The following is a 15,505-nucleotide window of genomic DNA, read 5'->3' as shown; positions in this document are numbered from 1 at the left end:
CGCCCTCACACCCGCTCCAGCCGCCACTGCTGCGAGGCCGCGTCACCGGCCGTCCGCTGCACCACCGCCGCGCCGTTGGCGGTGCCGTCGACGTCCAGCGCCTTGCCGCTGTTGCGGTTGACGATGCGCTGGTAGCCGCCGCCCATCGACTGGAGCGTCCACTGCTGCGTGGCGGTGCCGTTGTGCGCCCACTGGTTCAGGGCCGTGCCGTCCGCGGTGGAGAAGCGCGGCACCTCCAGCACCTTGCCGCTGTTGAGGCCGGTCAGCTTGGTGAGCCCGCCCGAAGTGGTCGTGATCCAGCGCTGGTTGGCGCCGGAGTGCGGGGTCCACGTGATCACCGCGCCACCGTCCGCCGTCGATGCGCCGCTCACGTCCATCGCCCGCCCGGTCGCCCGGTTGACCAGCCGGAAGGTGCCGCTCGGCGCGGGTGCGGCGACCCGGTTGGCGCCGCGCAGCACATTGCCCTCGGTGGTCAGGTAGTTGGTGGTGTAGTCGAAGCGCGGCGCACCGGACCACAGCAGATAGAAGTACTTCATGTTCTCCGAGAACCAGTACCCCGGTGTCAGATCCCCCTTGGTCGTCGGGTTCGTCGTCATGTCCGACACGATCGTGTAGCCGTTCGCGACCTTGCAGTGGCTCTTCTGCGCGTTCCAGAGCCATTTGGCGCGGTCCCGGTAGACCTCCTTGCCGGTCAGCAGCCACAGGAACAGCGCGGAGTCCACGTACTCCGGGCGCAGCTGGTACTGCGTGCTGGTCGCCGAGAGCGTCGAGTAGTCGATCCCCTCCGGCGGCAGCCGGAACGACCCGAGCGCGGCCGTCCACGAGGAGTGGTAGGACTCGCCCTCGTTCAGGTTGCCGCCCTGGGCGAGCAACCCGGCGTAGAACGCGCTGAGTTCGGACTGTCTCCGGTTGACCAGCGCCCCGCTGTTCATGTTCACGGACCTGAACCAGAGCCGCCCGTCGTAGGTCTCCCCGAGCCGTTGCAGGACGGCCGAGGTCAGGGTCTGGTACCAGCCGCGGATCTCGGTGTCGCCGAAGAACTGGTAGGCGTCCCACAGATACTCGAAGTAGGAGTCCACGGGCGGGTCCACCCGGGCGGTGGCGTCGGTCCAGGCGCCGGTGTCGACGTCGAGCGTCGTCCCGACCAGGTTCAGCGAGGAGCGCCGGTCGTACGGTGCCTTCAGCGCCTTCTTGGCCGCGTCGAAGTACTTCTGGTCGCCGGTCAGCCGGGACAGCCACCCCAGTTCGGTGATGTTGCTGCCGATCTCGGCGAGCGGCACCTGGTTGCCGCTGACCGCGCCCGTGCGCAGATTGACGTACCGGTACGGCGCTCCGGTCGGCGAGGACGTGAACGCCGGCAGCAGCCGGTCGGCCAGATCGCGGGCCCTGGTCAGCAGGAGCGTGTCGCCGGTGCAGTGGTAGCCGGAGAGGAGGCCCCCGACCAGTCGGATGATCGTCTCGAATACCTGCACGCTGGCGTTGCGGTCGAAGTCCAGGTTCCCGCCGATCCAGGAGACGGCCGTGTCGAGTTCGCCGTCCAGCTCCATCAGATACAGCGTGTCCAGCGACTCCACGACGGTCAGCCCCAGCGGCACCCCGCTGATGAAGAACTCGGAGCCGGTGCCGGACACCGGGCGCAGCTCGTCGCGGCCCCAGGTCAGCCGCCGGTAGGCGGTCCAGGAGGTGAGGAACTCCTGGCGCACGTCCTCGGCGAGTGCGAGGTCGGCCGGTCCGGCCGCGGCCGCCTCGGCCGAAGCGGCGGCTGCTCCGGGTCCGCCGAGCGCGGCGAGCGCGGCCGCGGCCCCGGCTGCCGTGCGCAGCAGGGAGCGGCGCGTGAGCCGGGCGCCCGGCGGTCCGAGCGGGAAGCTGCTGGTGGGGGGTGTTGCCATGAGAGGCCTCCGTCCGGGGCATTGACAACGTTGTCTCGACAGGGTTCCTGGCTCAGCATGCGGGGATGGCACGGGAATTTCGGTGAACGGACCGCGCGTCGCGGGGAGTCGGGCGTACGTGCGCGGGTCGGCCGAGCGAGGGGAGCGGTGCGCGGACGGCCGAGTCCGGGGTGAATTAGATGAGAAGTGCATGGGCATGTCAATCCTGCGGGCGAAACGAATTCGGCGCCCCGGGAGCCCCGCCGCACTCCGCCGTTCCCCCGAATGGCGGCCCCGAGTTGACGGGCAGACGATGGAGTGGTGGGGCACGGCCGCCGTCCGAGCGCCGGTGCCGCCCGGGGCCGCCGGGAGACGGAGACCTGCCCCGGCCGTGGTGAGCGGCCGGAAGGGAGGACACCGTCATGTTGGAAGTGAAGACGGTCGACAAGCCTGACGAGCGGCGCGACTTCCCCCGCGGCCACCTCGAAGCGGTCCATCTGACCGGACTCGACTTCGCCGTGGCCACGTTCGAGCCGGGCTGGCGCTGGTCGGAGTCCGTGGGCCCGATCGTGGGCACCGAGACCTGCCAGATCCACCACAACGGCTATGTGGTCCAAGGGCGGATGCATCTGCGCATGGACGACGGCGGCGAGGGCGAGGTCGGCCCCGGCGACGTCTTCGTGTGCCCGCCCGGCCACGACGCCTGGGTCGTGGGCGACGAGCAGTGCGTGGTGTACGACTTCGCGGGCGCCATGGCACAGGACTACGCGAAGGCTCCGGGGACCTGAGGGGATCACGATGTGCCCCGCGGTGCGGGCCGCGCCGCGGGGCACCGGCATGGACGGGCCGGCCCGTCACACCGTGACGACGACCTTCCCCCGGGCGTGCACGTCCTCCAGATACCGGATGGCCTCGGGCGCCTCCGCGAGCGCGTACGTCCGGTCGATCACCGGGGCCAGCTTCCCGGAGTCGGCAAGCTCCCGCAGCTCCGCCAGCACCGCCTTGCTGGGCGCCGGGCCGATGAGCGGGCGCAGCCGCTGGCGTACGAAGGGGGAGAGCACGAGCCCCTTGAGGATGAGGACAGGGGCTCCGAGGACCTGACCCGGGCTGCCCCCGCTGCCGAGGACCAGCGTCCCGGTGGGCGTCAGGGCGCGCCGGAGGCCGAAGATGCCGTGGCTCGCCGCGAGGTCGAGGACGACGTCGTACCGTCGCCCGCCGCGTGTGAAGTCCTCGCGCGTGTAGTCGACGACGTGGTCCGCGCCCAGCGAGCGGACCAGCTCGGCGTTGCGCGCGCTGCACACGCCGGTCACCTCGGCGCCGAGCGCCTTGGCGATCTGCACGGCGAACGTGCCGACCCCGCCGGAGGCTCCGTTGACCAGCACATGCTGGCCCGGCCGCACCCCTGCCACGTCACGCAGTCCGCGCAGGGCGGTGTTCCCGGCCAGCGGCAGGGCCGCCGCCTGCTCGAAGGTGAGGGCGGCGGGCTTGCGCTCCACCCAGGCGTCCGGGACGCACACATACTCCGCGAAGGTGCCGTCGACCTCGCCGAACACCTCGTCGCCCGGCCGGAGATCCGCTACGTTCCGGCCGACCGCCGCCACCTCGCCCGCGAAGTCCCGGCCCCGGATCCGGGCACGGGGCGCGCGTGGCCCCAGTGCCAGCCGGGCCACGTACGGGTCACCGCGCATCAGGTGCCAGTCGTACGCGTTCAGCCCGGCGGCCCGCACCCGCACCAGCACCTCGTCGTCGCCGGGCACGGGCCTGTCCACGTCCCTGAGCTCCAGCACGTCCGGTGAGCCGTACCGTTCCTGGACGACCGCCTTCATGTCATCGCCCCCCTCGCCGCGTACCAGCAGGTTAGAGCCAGGCCCGTCGGCCGGGCATCGGGGAAGTGCCGTAGTCCCGGGGGAGGAGAAGCGCGGGTGCGTGTAAGGGCCCGGGTGCCGTCAGGCCTCGTGGGCGATGATCCCCTCCTCGGTGTACGCGATTGCCTGGGCGTGTCCGAACAGGCCGGGCAGGCCGCCGGTGTGGAGGAACACGGTCTGTTCGGGGGGCTGGATGTCGCCGTGCCGGACGGCGGCGGTCAGGTCGGCCGTGGCCCGGCCGGTGTGGACGGGGTCGAGGGCGAGTCCGTCGGTGCGGGCGGTGCGCCGGTGGGCCTCAGCCGCGGGGGTGGTGAGCGTTGTGTGCCGTCAGGCCTCGTGGGCGACGATTCCCTCCTCGGCGTGCGCGATTGCCTGCGTGTGTCCGAATAGGCCGGGCAGGCCGCCGGTGTGGAGGAACACGGTTTGTTCGCCGGGTCGGATGTCGCCGTGCCGGACGGCGGCGGTCAGGCCGGCCGTGGCCCGGCCGGTGTGGACGGGGTCGAGGGCGAGTCCGTCGGTGCGGGCGGTGCGCCGGTGGGCCTCAGCCGCGGGGGTGGTGAGCGTTGTGTGCCGTCAGGCCTCGTGGGCGACGATTCCCTCCTCGGCGTGCGCGATTGCCTGCGTGTGTCCGAATAGGCCGGGCAGGCCGCCGGTGTGGACGAAGACGGTTTGTTCGCCGGGTCGGATGTCGCCGTGCCGGACGGCGGCGGTCAGCCCGGCCAGGGCCCGGCCGGTGTGGACGGGGTCGAGGGCGAGTCCGTCGGTGCGGGCGGTGCGCCGGGGGGGCTCGGTCGCGGGGGTGGTGAGCGTTGTGTGCCGGGGCCGGGTGCCGTCAGGCCTCGTGGGCGACGATCCCCTCCTCGGCGTACGCGATTGCCTGGGCGTGTCCGAACAGGCCGGGCAGGCCGCCGGTGTGGAGGAACACGGTCTGTTCGCCGGGCCGGATGTCGCCGTCCCGGACGGCGGCGGTCAGCCCGGCCAGGGCCCGGCTCGTGTAGATCGGGTCGAGGACGAGTCCCTCGGTGCGGGCGGCTAGCCGCAGCGCCTCGGCCGCGGGGGCGGTGAGCGTCGCGTACCCGTCGCCCACCTGGTCGCGGCGTACCCGCAGCCGGTCCGGGGTGACCGCCTCCGTGGTGAGCGGCGCCGCGAACTCCGTGACGGCGGCGGCCGGGTCGGGCAGCGCGCCCACGTCGACCCCCAGCACCGTCTCCGTCCCGAGCGAGGCGACGAGTCCCGCCATGGTGCCGCCGGATCCGAGCGCGACGACCACGGTCCGCGGGTCCGGGACCTGCCGGCGCAGTTCCTCGCCGCACCGCACATAGCCGCGCGCCCCCAGCGCGCTCGATCCGCCGAACGGGACGAGCGCGGGCCGGGAGCCGTTCTTCCGCAGCCGTTCGCACACCTCCGCGGCCATCGCGTCCAGGCCCGCCCGGTCGATGTCGCCCGCCCAGACCAGCCGCGCCCCGAACAACCCGTCGAGCGCGAGGTTCCCGGAGCGTGACACACCCGGCGAGCCGCGCAGCACCAGGACGACGTCCAGGCCCAGCCGGGCGCCCGCGGCCGCCGTCAGCCGGGCATGGTTGCTCTGCGGCGCGCCGGTGGTCACCAGGGTGTCGGCCTCTTCCGCGAGCGCCGAGCCCAGCGTCCACTCCAGCTTGCGGATCTTGTTCCCGCCACCGCCGAGACCGGTCAGGTCGTCACGCTTGATCCACAGGTCGTCCGGACCGAGCCCGAGCGCGGCGGCCAGCCGGGGCGCCGGTTCCACGGGAGTGGGGAAGGTGCCGAGTTCCACGGGTGGATGGGCCATGTCGAACGTCCTCGTCTGCGGGCTGCGGGCTGCGTGCTGCGGGCGGATGTGCGGCAAGTCGACCACACATCGGCCCCGGCCGCCTCACACCGGCAGCAGCCTCGTGACCAGGTGGCCGAGCTGCCGCGCCGTACGGCACTCGTGCATCTCCACCAGCTCCGCGTAGGCGGGCGCGGCGGAGTCGCCGGTGCCCCACTGGGAGCGCTGCTCGGGGTTCAACCAGTAGACGCGGCGGGCCCGTTCGGCGATACGGCGGACCGCGGGCAGATTCGGGTCGCTCATGTTCGTACGGGCGTCACCGAGGACGAACACCGTCGTGCGCGGGCCGACCGCGTCGCCGTAGCGCTCCGCGAACTCGCCCAGGGCCACGCCGTAGTCGCTGCTGCCGTGCCAGCCGGTCAGCGTCGCCTCCGCGCGGATGCGGGCACTCAGGCCCTCGGGGTCGGCCCTGCCGTGGTCGAGCAGGTCGGTCACCTCGTCGATCCGGTTGACGAAGGCGAACACCCGCACCTTGCTGAACTGGTCGTGCAGCGCCTGCACCAGCAGCATCGTGAAGTCGGAGAAGCCCGACACCGAGCCCGACACATCGCACAGCAGGACCAGTTCGGGCCGGACCGGACGGCGCCTGCGCAGCACCGGCCGCATCGGCACGCCGCCCGTCGACAGCGACCCGCGCAGGGTGCGGCGCAGATCGATCGTGCCGCGCGCGGCCCGGCGGCGCCGGGCGGCCAGCCGGGTGGCCAGTTTCCGGGCGATCGGCTGAACTGTCCTGCGCAGTTCGGCCAGTTGGTCCCGCCCGGCGAACAGGAAATCCACCCGGTCGGCGGTGGGGCGCACCGCCCGCCGGGCGATCATGTCCCGGTCGCGCCGCTCGGCGACCCGCCGCCGTGCCTCGGCCGCGACCATCGCGCGGAACGTCTCGATACGGCGCCGGATCTCGTCGTCGAGCAGCCGGTCGGCGAAGCCCGCGCCCCCGTCCCGCTGCCGGACGTCCGTCCGCACCCGGGCCAGCAACGTCTGCGGGCGGAGCCGGTCGAGGGTCTGGTACGACGACCAGCCGTCCGACCCCGGTGAACTCCCGTATCCGCCCAGCCCGTCGACGGCCTCCGCCGCCAGCCGCGCCATCATGTCCCGGTCGTCCGCCGCCAGCGCCGCCGCGAGCCGGTCGCGCAGTTCCTCCCGGTCCGTGGACCGCGTATCGGGCGCGCCGACGCGCCGCGGGAAGTAGAGGTCGAAGACCGGGTCGAACACGGCCCGCTGGCCCGTCCCGTGCAGCAGCGTCGCCGCCAGGCCCTCCCGCAGCAGCTCCCGGTCGGCGAACCCGAGCGCCGCCACCGCGCGGGCCGCGTCCACGGTCTCACCGGTGCCGACCCGCACGCCGTGCGCGCGCAACGCCCCGACCAGGCCCGTCAGCCGCTCGGTGACACCGACGGGGGTGCTCACAGGTTGTCCAGGTCCAGCTTGGCGGCCGCCTTGAGGACATCGTCCTGGTGCTTGAGGATCACGCCCAGGCTGTCCCGTACGACGCTCTCGTCGAGCGTGTCGGCGCCCAGCGCCAGCAGGGTGCGCGCCCAGTCGATCGTCTCGGCGACCGACGGCACCTTCCGCAGGTCCATCGCGCGCAGCGCGCCGATCACCCGCACCACGGACTCGGCCAGCGCCTCGCCGAGGCCGGGCACCTTCAGCCGTACGATCCGCCGCTCCAGCTCCTCGTCCGGGAAGCCGATGTGCAGGAACAGACAGCGCCGGCGCAGGGCCTCTGACAGCTCACGGCTGGCGTTGGAGGTGAGCACGACGAACGGGCGGCGGGTGGCCGCGATGGTGCCCAGCTCGGGGACGGTCACCTGGAAGTCGCTGAGCACCTCCAGGAGCAGCCCCTCCACCTCGACGTCGGCCTTGTCGGTCTCGTCGATCAGCAGCACCTTGGGGTCGTCGCCGCGGATGGCGGTCAGCAGCGGACGCGCGAGCAGGAACTCCTCGCTGAAGATGTCCGTGCGCGTCTCGTCCCAGGTCTCGTCGCGGCCGGCGGTGATCCGCAGCAGCTGCTTGGCGTGGTTCCACTCGTACAGCGCGCGGGACTCGTCGACGCCCTCGTAGCACTGCAGCCGTACCAGCCGGGCGTCCGCGACCTGGGCGACGGCCTTGGCCAGCTCCGTCTTGCCGACCCCGGCGGGGCCCTCCACCAGCAGCGGCTTGCCCAGCCGGTCGGCCAGGAAGACGGTCGTGGCGACCGCGGGCGACGCCAGATAGCCGGTCTCGGCGAGGCGTGCGGAGACGTCGTCTACGGAAGTGAACAACGGGGCCTCCGGCTGGTTCGGGTTCGGTGTCCAGGTCTCTATCTAAGCGCTTGTTCAGCGCCTCTGTCACGTGGGTACCGCGGTGGTGACCGCTCCGTGACGACGGTGACCGTACTGGTGCCGTGGCCGCCTTCCCGCCGGGCGGCGGTGCCGGTACAGGTTGTCCATGACGAGCAACGGGGGCTGCCGCCGATCGAGGTGGCGGAGATTACGCGACGCGGTGCTGGGCGCCCGCACCGACACGAAGGCCGACGGACTGGCCAACCTGGTGGAACCGGGCCGCGAGGCGGCGTACGAGCGGTTCATCGCCGGCTATCCCGGCCAGCACATGAACCTCCAGCTGATCCACGGCGAGGCACAGCGGTCGTTCGAGTACGAGACCCGGCAGTCGCTGCGGATCACCGTGGGCTGTGTCCTGGGCAATGTGCTGCACGACCCGCGACTGGCCACCGGGGAGTGCGACAGGCATCTGAAGGAGTACCTCAACAAGGAGATCGCGGGCCTGCGGGCCCGGATCGACCAGGACTGCGCGCTCGCCGTGAGCCGCGGCATCAACGTCGGACTCAGCCTCGGCGCGCTGATCAGCGTGGTACTGCTGAGCGCGCCGCTGGTGGTGGGGGCCGCGGGGCTGCTCGACGTCCTGCGCGTCGACATCGGCTGCAGCGACCGCTGGAGCCTGATGGGCGCCTTCGTGTGCGGCGGGGTGGGCGCGTTCGGCGCGGTGCTCAGCGTGCTGGTGCGGCTGCGCAGGAACGGTGAGGCGCTCGTCCGCCGCCGCACCAACGGCGACCGGGGCACCGTGGCCCCGGGACAGCTGGCGCGCGGCATGCGCCACGAGGGCGTGTACCGGGTCTTCGTCGGCTGGATCCTGGCCCTCGCGGTGTACTTCCTGCTCAACGCGGACATCGTGCAGGTGATCGACACGCCCGCGACCACCGGCGAGATCTGCGCCGCCCACACGGACGGGGCGGGCACCGCGTTCTGGGGCTTCTGGTGTGCGGTCGGCTTCCTGGCCGGCTTCAACGAGCGCTGGGCCTTCGGCCTGCTGGACCGCTCCCGGACCGACCGCCGCGACCAGCCCCCGCGCCAGGCGCCGACCACCGATTCCCCCAGCGACAGCTGACCACACGCCGACGCCGGGCCCAACGGCCAAGGCCCCGGCGTCAGTTCACCAGCACGACCTCCAGGGTCCGCGGCCCGTGCACCCCTTCCACCCGGTCCAGCTCGATGTCGCTGGTCGCGGACGGCCCGGAGATCCAGGTCAACGGGCGGGTCGGGTCGAGGCGTTCGAGGGCCTGCGGGACGGAGGAGACGACCTGGTCGGGCACGCGGACCACGCAGATGTGGTGGTCGGGGATCAGCGTGATACGGCGGCGGCCCTGGTCGGGCGAGCCGTCGAGGACGATGGTGCCGGTCTCGGCGATGGCTACCGCGCATCCCGTGACCACGCTGTCCACCCTGTCCAGTTCGCGGGCCGTGCTCACCGCACGGTCATGGACGCGCGTCGGATCGGCGGCCGACATCCACTCCGGCGGGAGCCCCGGGGGCACCAGCACGTACCGGGGTCCCCGCTGGGCCAGCAACCGCATGATGTCGTAAGGCAGTTCGTCCTCGGTGGTGCGGTGCACGATCGCCCGGTAGTCGGCGAGGTTCTCCGCGAGGAGATCCACCGTCTCGGCGACACTCCGGGCGCCGTGCTCGCGCAGATAGTCCCGCGGGACGGCCTGCTCGTACGGCGTGTCGTGGCGCGGGACGTCCGCGAGAGCACGCTCCACCCGGCCCAGGATGCGTTCCCTGCTGCTCACTTGGCGGCTCCCTTCTCGCCGTTCTCGCCGTTCTCGCCGCTCGTGCGCCGCCACCAGTCACGGAAGGGCTCGGGAGGCACGGTCGGCAGGTCGCGGGTGCCGGTCCACGCCCGGCCGGGGCCCGGGAGCGTACGGGGATGCAGACGCCGGGTGCGGGAGGCGAGCCGCTGGCCGGTGCGCAGGGCGCCCGGGTGGGTGAAGGCCCAGCGTGCCGCGCGCATGGCGGCCCGCTCGGCGGCATGCCCCTTCGCGGGTTGCAGCACCACCTTGTTGCCCTCCCGGATCACCTGCCCGCCCTCCACGACCCGCTCGCGCAGATGCACCAGCACCTCGGGGATGTCGATGGCCACCGGGCACACCTCGTAGCAGGCCCCACAGAGCGAGGAGGCATAGGGCAGGGAGGCGTCGATCTCGCTTGCCGTGCCCCGGAGTTGGGGGCTGAGGATGGCGCCGATCGGGCCGGGGTAGACCGAGCCGTACGCATGGCCGCCCGCCCGCTCGTACACCGGGCACACATTGAGACACGCCGAGCAGCGGATACAGCGCAGCGCCTGGCGGCCGACCTGGTCGGCGAGCGTGTCGGTGCGGCCGTTGTCGAGCAGGACCAGATGGAAGGTGCTGGGGCCGTCCTCGTCCGTGGTGCCCGTCCACATGCTCGTGTACGGGTTCATGCGCTCTGCTGTGGAGGAGCGGGGGAGGGTCTGCAGGAACACCTCCAGGTCCCGCCAGGCCGGCACGGTCTTCTCGATGCCCACGACGGAGATCAGGGTCTCGGGCAGGGTCAGGCACATCCGGCCGTTGCCCTCCGACTCGACCACGACCAGTGTGCCGGTCTCGGCGACCATGAAGTTGGCGCCGGAGATGCCGACCTTGGCGCGCAGGAACTTCTCGCGCAGATGCAGGCGGGCGGCCTCGGCCAGTTCGGCGGGCGCGTCGGTCAGGTCCTCGGGGGCCGGGCGGCCCCACTCGCCCATCTCGGCGCGGAAGATGTCCCGGATCTCGCCCCGGTTGCGATGGATCGCCGGGACCAGGATGTGCGAGGGCCGGTCCTTGCCCAACTGCACGATCAGCTCGGCGAGATCGGTCTCGTAGGCGCGGATGCCCTCCGCCTCCAGCGCCTCGTTGAGCCCGATCTCCTGCGTGGCCATCGACTTGACCTTGACGACCTCCGACTCGCCGGTCTCCTTGACCAGTCGAGTCACGATCCGATTGGCCTCCGCGGCGTCCACGGCCCAGTGGACGGTGCCACCGGCCGCCGTCACCGACTCCTCCAACTGCACCAGGTAGCAGTCGAGATGACGGAGCGTATGGTCCTTGATCCGCCTGCCGGCCTCCCGCAGCGCCGCCCAGTCGGACACCTCCGCCACCGCCTTCGCCCGCTTGGCGCGGATGGTGTGGGTGGCGTGCCGCAGATTGCCGCGCAGGGTCTGATTGTGCACGGCCTCGTGCGCGGCCTCCGGAAAGGCCGGCATCCCTACGAACGTTCCGCTCATACGGCCGGCTCCTCCTCCGCGCTCGCCAGGATCTCAGCGATGTGCACCGGCCGCAGATCGGTCCCGAGCCGGGCCATGGTGCCGCCGATGTGCATCAGACAGGAGTTGTCGGCCGCGCACAGCACCTCCGCGCCCGTCGACTCGGCGTTGCGCACCTTGTCGGCGCCCATCGCCGCCGAGACGTCGGGGTTCTTCACCGCGAAGGTCCCGCCGAACCCGCAGCACTCCTCGGCCCCGGGCAACTCGACCAACTCCAGCCCCTTCACGGCCTTGAGCAGTCGCCGCGGCCGGTCACCGAGCCCCAGACTCCGCAGTCCGTGGCAGGTCGGGTGGTACGTCACCCGGTGCGGGTAGTACGCCCCGACGTCCGTCACCCCCAGCACGTCCACCAGGAACTCCGTGAGCTCGTACGTCTTGGGGACCACCGGCGCCAGGGTGGTCGCGAGCGCGTCCCCGCGCCCCTCCGCCCGCGCCCGTTCACCCATCCGTGGATACAGCTCCCGCACCATCGCCCCGCACGAGCCGGACGGAGTGACGATCGCCTCGTACTCCCCGAAGACATCGGAGAAATGCCGGGCGAGCGGCTCCGTCTCATGCCGGTAACCGGTGTTGTAGTGCGCCTGCCCGCAACAGGTCTGCGCCATCGGGAAGTCGATGTCGACGCCCAGTCTGGTCAGCAGTTTCACCACCGCGCGGCCGGTGTCCGGATAGAGCGTGTCGTTGACGCAGGTCAGGAACAGGGCGACACGCATCGCGGCTCCTTGGGGTCGATCATCGGATGAGTGCAGGGTAATGGGCGGGGACGGGCGCGGGGAGACCCCGGCTCACCGCGCGGCGAGTCGGGCCTCGGCCTCCCGCCAGCGCGCCGTCGTGCCGAGCGGCTCGTACCGGGTGAGCGGCTGGGTGCGGGCGACCAGCCGGCGCAGGTCGGTGTGATCGCCGGACAGACCGTGGGCGCGCGCCTGGACCAGGACGTTGCCGAGGGCCGCGGCCTCCGTCGGGCCCGCCACGACCGGCAGCCCGCAGGCGTCGGCGGTGAGTTGGCACAGCAGCGCGTTGCGGGTGCCGCCGCCGACCACATGCACGACGTCCACCGGATGACCGGCCAGTCGCTGGGCGTCCGCCACGGCCCGGCGATGGGCCAGGGCGAGGGAGTCGAGGATGCACCGCGTGACCTCGCCGGGGGTGAGCGGCACCGGCTGCCCGGTCGTCCGGCAGGCCTCGGCGATCCGTTCCGGCATATGGCCGGGCGCCAGGAACGCCGGGTCCCCCGCGTCCACGACCGACCGCAGCGCCGGAACCCCGGCCGCCGCGCGCAGCAGCGCGTCGAGATCCGGGTCGTCCCAGGCCCGTACGCACTCCTGCAGCAGCCACAGCCCCATGATGTTGCGGAGGTACCGGACCGTGCCGTCCAGCCCCAGCTCGTTGGTGAAGTTGGCGACGCGGCTCTCCTCGGTGAGCACCGGCGCGTCCAGCTCAAGGCCCGCCAGGGACCAGGTGCCGGTGCAGATGTAGGCGAAGCGCTCGCCGACGGCCGGGACCGCGGCCACCGCCGACGCGGTGTCGTGCGAGCCGACCGCCGTCACCGGCACGGGACCGGCGAGCCCCGTCCCCTCCAGCACCTCGGCCCGCAGCACACCCGCCGGGTCGCCCGGCTGCCGCAGCGGCGCGAAGAGGCCCAGGTCGATGCCCAGGCGGGCGGCGACGTCGTACGACCACCGGCGCGTGCGGGGGTCGATGAGCTGGGTGGTGGAGGCGTTGGTGAGCTCGGTGCCCTGCTCGCCCGTCAGCCAGTAGGCGATCAGGTCGGGGATGAGCAACAGGCGTTCGGCATGGGCGAGTTGCCGGGTCTCGCGGGCGGCCGTCAGCTGGTACAGGGTGTTGATGGGCGCGTACTGCAGTCCGGTCGCCGCGTAGAGCTCGGCGGCGGGCACGGTCGCCCACACCTTCTCCGCGGCGCCCTCGGTACGGGCGTCCCGGTAGTGCACGGGGTTGCCGAGCAGGGCTCCGTCGGCGTCGAGCAGCCCGTAGTCCACGCCCCACCCGTCGATGCCGACGGAATCCACCTGCCCGGCCGCCCCCAGCCCCTCCAACACCCCGGCGTACAGCGCGAGGACGTCCCAGCGCAGCCCCTCCGGCACCCGGACGGGCCGGTTGGGGAAGCGGTGTGCCTCGGCCAGCTCCAGGCTGTCGGGGCCGGCACGGCCGACCATCACACGCCCGCTGGAGGCACCGAGGTCGACCGCCGCGTACGACTTCACGGCGGCGCTCACCGCAGGAACGCGGCCGCCACACCCGCGTCGACCGGGACGTGCAGTCCTGTGGTGTGCGTCAGGTCCCCGCCCGTGAGCGCGAACACGGCGTTCGCGACATGCTCCGGCAGCACCTCCCGCTTGAGGATGGTCCGCTGCGCGTAGAACTCGCCCAGCTTCTCCTCCTCGACCCCGTACACCGCCGCCCGCTGTGCGCCCCAGCCACCGGCGAAGATCCCGGAGCCGCGCACCACACCGTCCGGGTTGACCCCGTTGACGCGGATCCCGTGCTCGCCCAGTTCGGCGGCCAGCAGCCGTACCTGATGGGCCTGGTCGGCCTTGGTGGCGGAGTAGGCGATGTTGTTCGGCCCGGCGAAGACGGCGTTCTTCGAGGCGATGTAGACGATGTCGCCGCCCAGCCCCTGCGCGATCATCGCCCGGGCCGCCTCCCGCGACACCAGGAACGAACCGCGGGCCATGATGTCGTGCTGGAGGTCCCAGTCCTCGGTGGAGGTCTCCAGCAGCGGCTTGGAGATGGAGATCCCCGCGTTGTTGACCACGAGGTCGACCCCGCCGAAGGCGAGCAGCGCCGCCTTGAAGGCCGCGGCGATCTGCGCCTCGTCCGTCACGTCCACGGTCACCGCCACGGCCCTGTCCTGTCCGCCCAGCTCCTCGGCGACCTTCCCGGCGTTCTCGGCGTCGAGGTCGGCGACGACGACACACGCCCCCTCGGCGACCAGCCGGTGTGCGATCGCCCTCCCGATCCCGCTGCCCGCGCCCGTCACCAGCGCCACCCGGGTCGCCAGGGCCTTCGGCCTCGGCATCCGCCGGAGCTTGGCCTCCTCCAGCGCCCAGTACTCGATGCGGAACTTCTCCGACTCCTCGATCGGCGCGTACCTCGACACCGCCTCGGCCCCGCGCATCACATTGATCGCGTTGACGTAGAACTCGCCGGCCACACGCGCCGTCTGCCTGTCCTTGCCGAAGCTGAACATCCCCACGCCGGGGACCAGCACGATCGCCGGGTCGGCGCCGCGCATGGCGGGGGAGTCCGGGAGGCTGTGCCGCCGGTAGTAGGCCGCGTATTCCTCGCGGTACTCGGCGTGCAGTTCCTTGAGCCGCGCGACGGCTTCCTCCACCGGCACGGTCGGCGGCAGGTCCAGGACGAGGGGCCGTACCTTCGTCCGCAGGAAGTGGTCGGGGCACGACGTGCCCAGCGCGGCGAGCCGCGGGTGCTCGGCCCGCGCGAGGAAGTCGAGGACGACGTCGGAGTCGTCGAAGTGCCCGACCTGCGCCTTGTCCTGAGAGGCGACGGCGCGCACATACGGCGCGAGCGCGGCCGCCCGCTCCCGCCGCTCGTCCGCCGGCAGCGCCTCGTATCCCTCGATCACGGGCCCGAACGGCTCCGCCTTCCCGCGCTCGGCCAGGAAGGCCTCGGCGCTGCGGATGATGTGCAGCGAGTTCCGCTCGCACTCCTCGGAGCTGTCGCCCCACGCGGTGATCCCGTGTCCGCCGAGGACGCACCCGACGGCCTGCGGGTTGGCCTCCTTGATCGCGGCGATGTCCAGCCCGAGCTGGAACCCGGGCCGCCGCCACGGCACCCACACCACGGTGTCGCCGAAGCACTCGACGGTCAGCTTCTCCCCGTCGGCGGCGCACGCGAGCGCGATGCCGGAGTCGGGGTGCAGATGGTCCACGTGCGGGGCGTCCACCAGCCCGTGCATGGCGGTGTCGATGGACGGAGCCGCTCCGCCCTTCCCGTGCAGGCAGTAGTCGAACGCGGCGACCATCTCGTCCTCGCGCTCGACGCCCGGGTAGACGTCCGCGAGCGCCCGAAGCCGATCGAGCCGCAGCACGGCGAGCCCGCCCTCGGTGAGCGTCCCGAGATCGCCCCCGGACCCCTTCACCCACATCAGCTCGACATCGTGGCCGGTCACGGGATCGGTGTCGGTGCCTTTGGCGGACGTGTTGCCGCCGGCGTAGTTGGTATTGCGCGGATCGGCGCCGAGCCGACGGGAACGGGCGAGAAGAGCGGCGGCTTCGGGGTGGGGTGCCATGAACCTTCAGTCCTTTGCAGAAGAGAGTGGTGAAGTGCCCTCAGGGGCGTGGGGAACTGCG

Annotated in this window: 13 protein-coding genes; 3 read left to right on the top strand and 10 right to left on the bottom strand. The window is 72.3% G+C overall.

Annotated features, from left to right (window positions below; translation table 11 throughout):
• Positions 1-5: 5 nt before the first annotated feature.
• Entirely contained in the window at positions 6-1,889 is a 1,884-nt protein-coding gene (locus AB0I54_RS23970) for a glycoside hydrolase family 47 protein (protein WP_363298161.1), read from the bottom strand.
• Positions 1,890-2,290: 401 nt separating this feature from the next.
• Between AB0I54_RS23970 and AB0I54_RS23965 the strand changes: the two genes are divergently transcribed.
• Positions 2,291-2,656, top strand: coding sequence for a cupin domain-containing protein (locus tag AB0I54_RS23965; RefSeq protein ID WP_363298160.1), 366 nt, complete (start codon positions 2,291-2,293; stop codon positions 2,654-2,656).
• Between the two features lie 66 nt (positions 2,657-2,722).
• Here the strand turns inward: AB0I54_RS23965 and AB0I54_RS23960 are convergent, their stop codons facing one another.
• Positions 2,723-3,694, bottom strand: coding sequence for an NAD(P)-dependent alcohol dehydrogenase (locus AB0I54_RS23960; RefSeq protein ID WP_363298159.1), 972 nt, complete (start codon positions 3,692-3,694; stop codon positions 2,723-2,725).
• Between the two features lie 129 nt (positions 3,695-3,823).
• On the opposite strand from AB0I54_RS23960, the gene AB0I54_RS23955 reads away from it, so the two are divergent.
• Positions 3,824-4,123: a hypothetical protein gene (locus AB0I54_RS23955; protein ID WP_363298158.1), complete on the top strand. Its 300-nt coding sequence runs from the start codon at positions 3,824-3,826 to the stop codon at positions 4,121-4,123.
• A 442-nt stretch (positions 4,124-4,565) separates the two neighbouring features.
• Here the strand turns inward: AB0I54_RS23955 and AB0I54_RS23950 are convergent, their stop codons facing one another.
• The 3 genes from AB0I54_RS23950 to AB0I54_RS23940 all read right to left on the bottom strand — a co-directional run bounded on the left by AB0I54_RS23950 (position 4,566) and on the right by AB0I54_RS23940 (position 7,837).
• Entirely contained in the window at positions 4,566-5,540 is a 975-nt protein-coding gene (locus AB0I54_RS23950) for a D-cysteine desulfhydrase family protein (RefSeq protein ID WP_363298157.1), read from the bottom strand.
• 84 nt (positions 5,541-5,624) lie between these two features.
• Positions 5,625-6,983 carry a VWA domain-containing protein gene (locus AB0I54_RS23945; RefSeq protein WP_363298156.1) on the bottom strand — a complete coding sequence of 453 codons (1,359 nt, stop codon included), beginning with the start codon at positions 6,981-6,983 and terminating at the stop codon, positions 5,625-5,627.
• Positions 6,980-7,837 carry a MoxR family ATPase gene (locus AB0I54_RS23940; RefSeq protein ID WP_363298155.1) on the bottom strand — a complete coding sequence of 286 codons (858 nt, stop codon included), beginning with the start codon at positions 7,835-7,837 and terminating at the stop codon, positions 6,980-6,982. Before AB0I54_RS23940 ends, AB0I54_RS23945 begins: the two co-directional genes overlap by 4 nt.
• A gap of 220 nt (positions 7,838-8,057) precedes the next feature.
• Between AB0I54_RS23940 and AB0I54_RS23935 the strand changes: the two genes are divergently transcribed.
• Complete coding sequence (locus AB0I54_RS23935) at positions 8,058-8,960, top strand: hypothetical protein (RefSeq protein ID WP_363298154.1); 903 nt, start codon at positions 8,058-8,060, stop codon at positions 8,958-8,960.
• A 40-nt stretch (positions 8,961-9,000) separates the two neighbouring features.
• Here the strand turns inward: AB0I54_RS23935 and AB0I54_RS23930 are convergent, their stop codons facing one another.
• The 5 genes from AB0I54_RS23930 to AB0I54_RS23910 form a co-directional block, all read right to left on the bottom strand.
• A complete protein-coding gene (locus AB0I54_RS23930) occupies positions 9,001-9,642 on the bottom strand; it encodes a lactate utilization protein C (protein WP_363298153.1) in 642 nt (213 codons plus the stop codon).
• Positions 9,639-11,135, bottom strand: a complete 1,497-nt coding sequence (locus AB0I54_RS23925; protein WP_363298152.1) for a LutB/LldF family L-lactate oxidation iron-sulfur protein — start codon at positions 11,133-11,135, stop codon at positions 9,639-9,641. Before AB0I54_RS23925 ends, AB0I54_RS23930 begins: the two co-directional genes overlap by 4 nt.
• On the bottom strand, positions 11,132-11,887 hold the full coding sequence (locus AB0I54_RS23920) for a (Fe-S)-binding protein (RefSeq protein ID WP_363298151.1): 756 nt from the start codon (positions 11,885-11,887) through the stop codon (positions 11,132-11,134). Before AB0I54_RS23920 ends, AB0I54_RS23925 begins: the two co-directional genes overlap by 4 nt.
• A 72-nt stretch (positions 11,888-11,959) precedes the next feature.
• On the bottom strand, positions 11,960-13,408 hold the full coding sequence (locus tag AB0I54_RS23915) for an FGGY-family carbohydrate kinase (protein ID WP_363298150.1): 1,449 nt from the start codon (positions 13,406-13,408) through the stop codon (positions 11,960-11,962).
• Positions 13,405-15,444, bottom strand: coding sequence for a bifunctional aldolase/short-chain dehydrogenase (locus AB0I54_RS23910; protein ID WP_363298149.1), 2,040 nt, complete (start codon positions 15,442-15,444; stop codon positions 13,405-13,407). The genes AB0I54_RS23915 and AB0I54_RS23910 overlap by 4 nt, the downstream gene beginning before the upstream one ends.
• Positions 15,445-15,505: the final 61 nt, after the last annotated feature.

Source organism: Streptomyces sp. NPDC050625 (assembly GCF_040654755.1).
Classification (GTDB): domain Bacteria; phylum Actinomycetota; class Actinomycetes; order Streptomycetales; family Streptomycetaceae; genus Streptomyces.
This window is presented reverse-complemented; position numbering and strand designations above follow the sequence as displayed.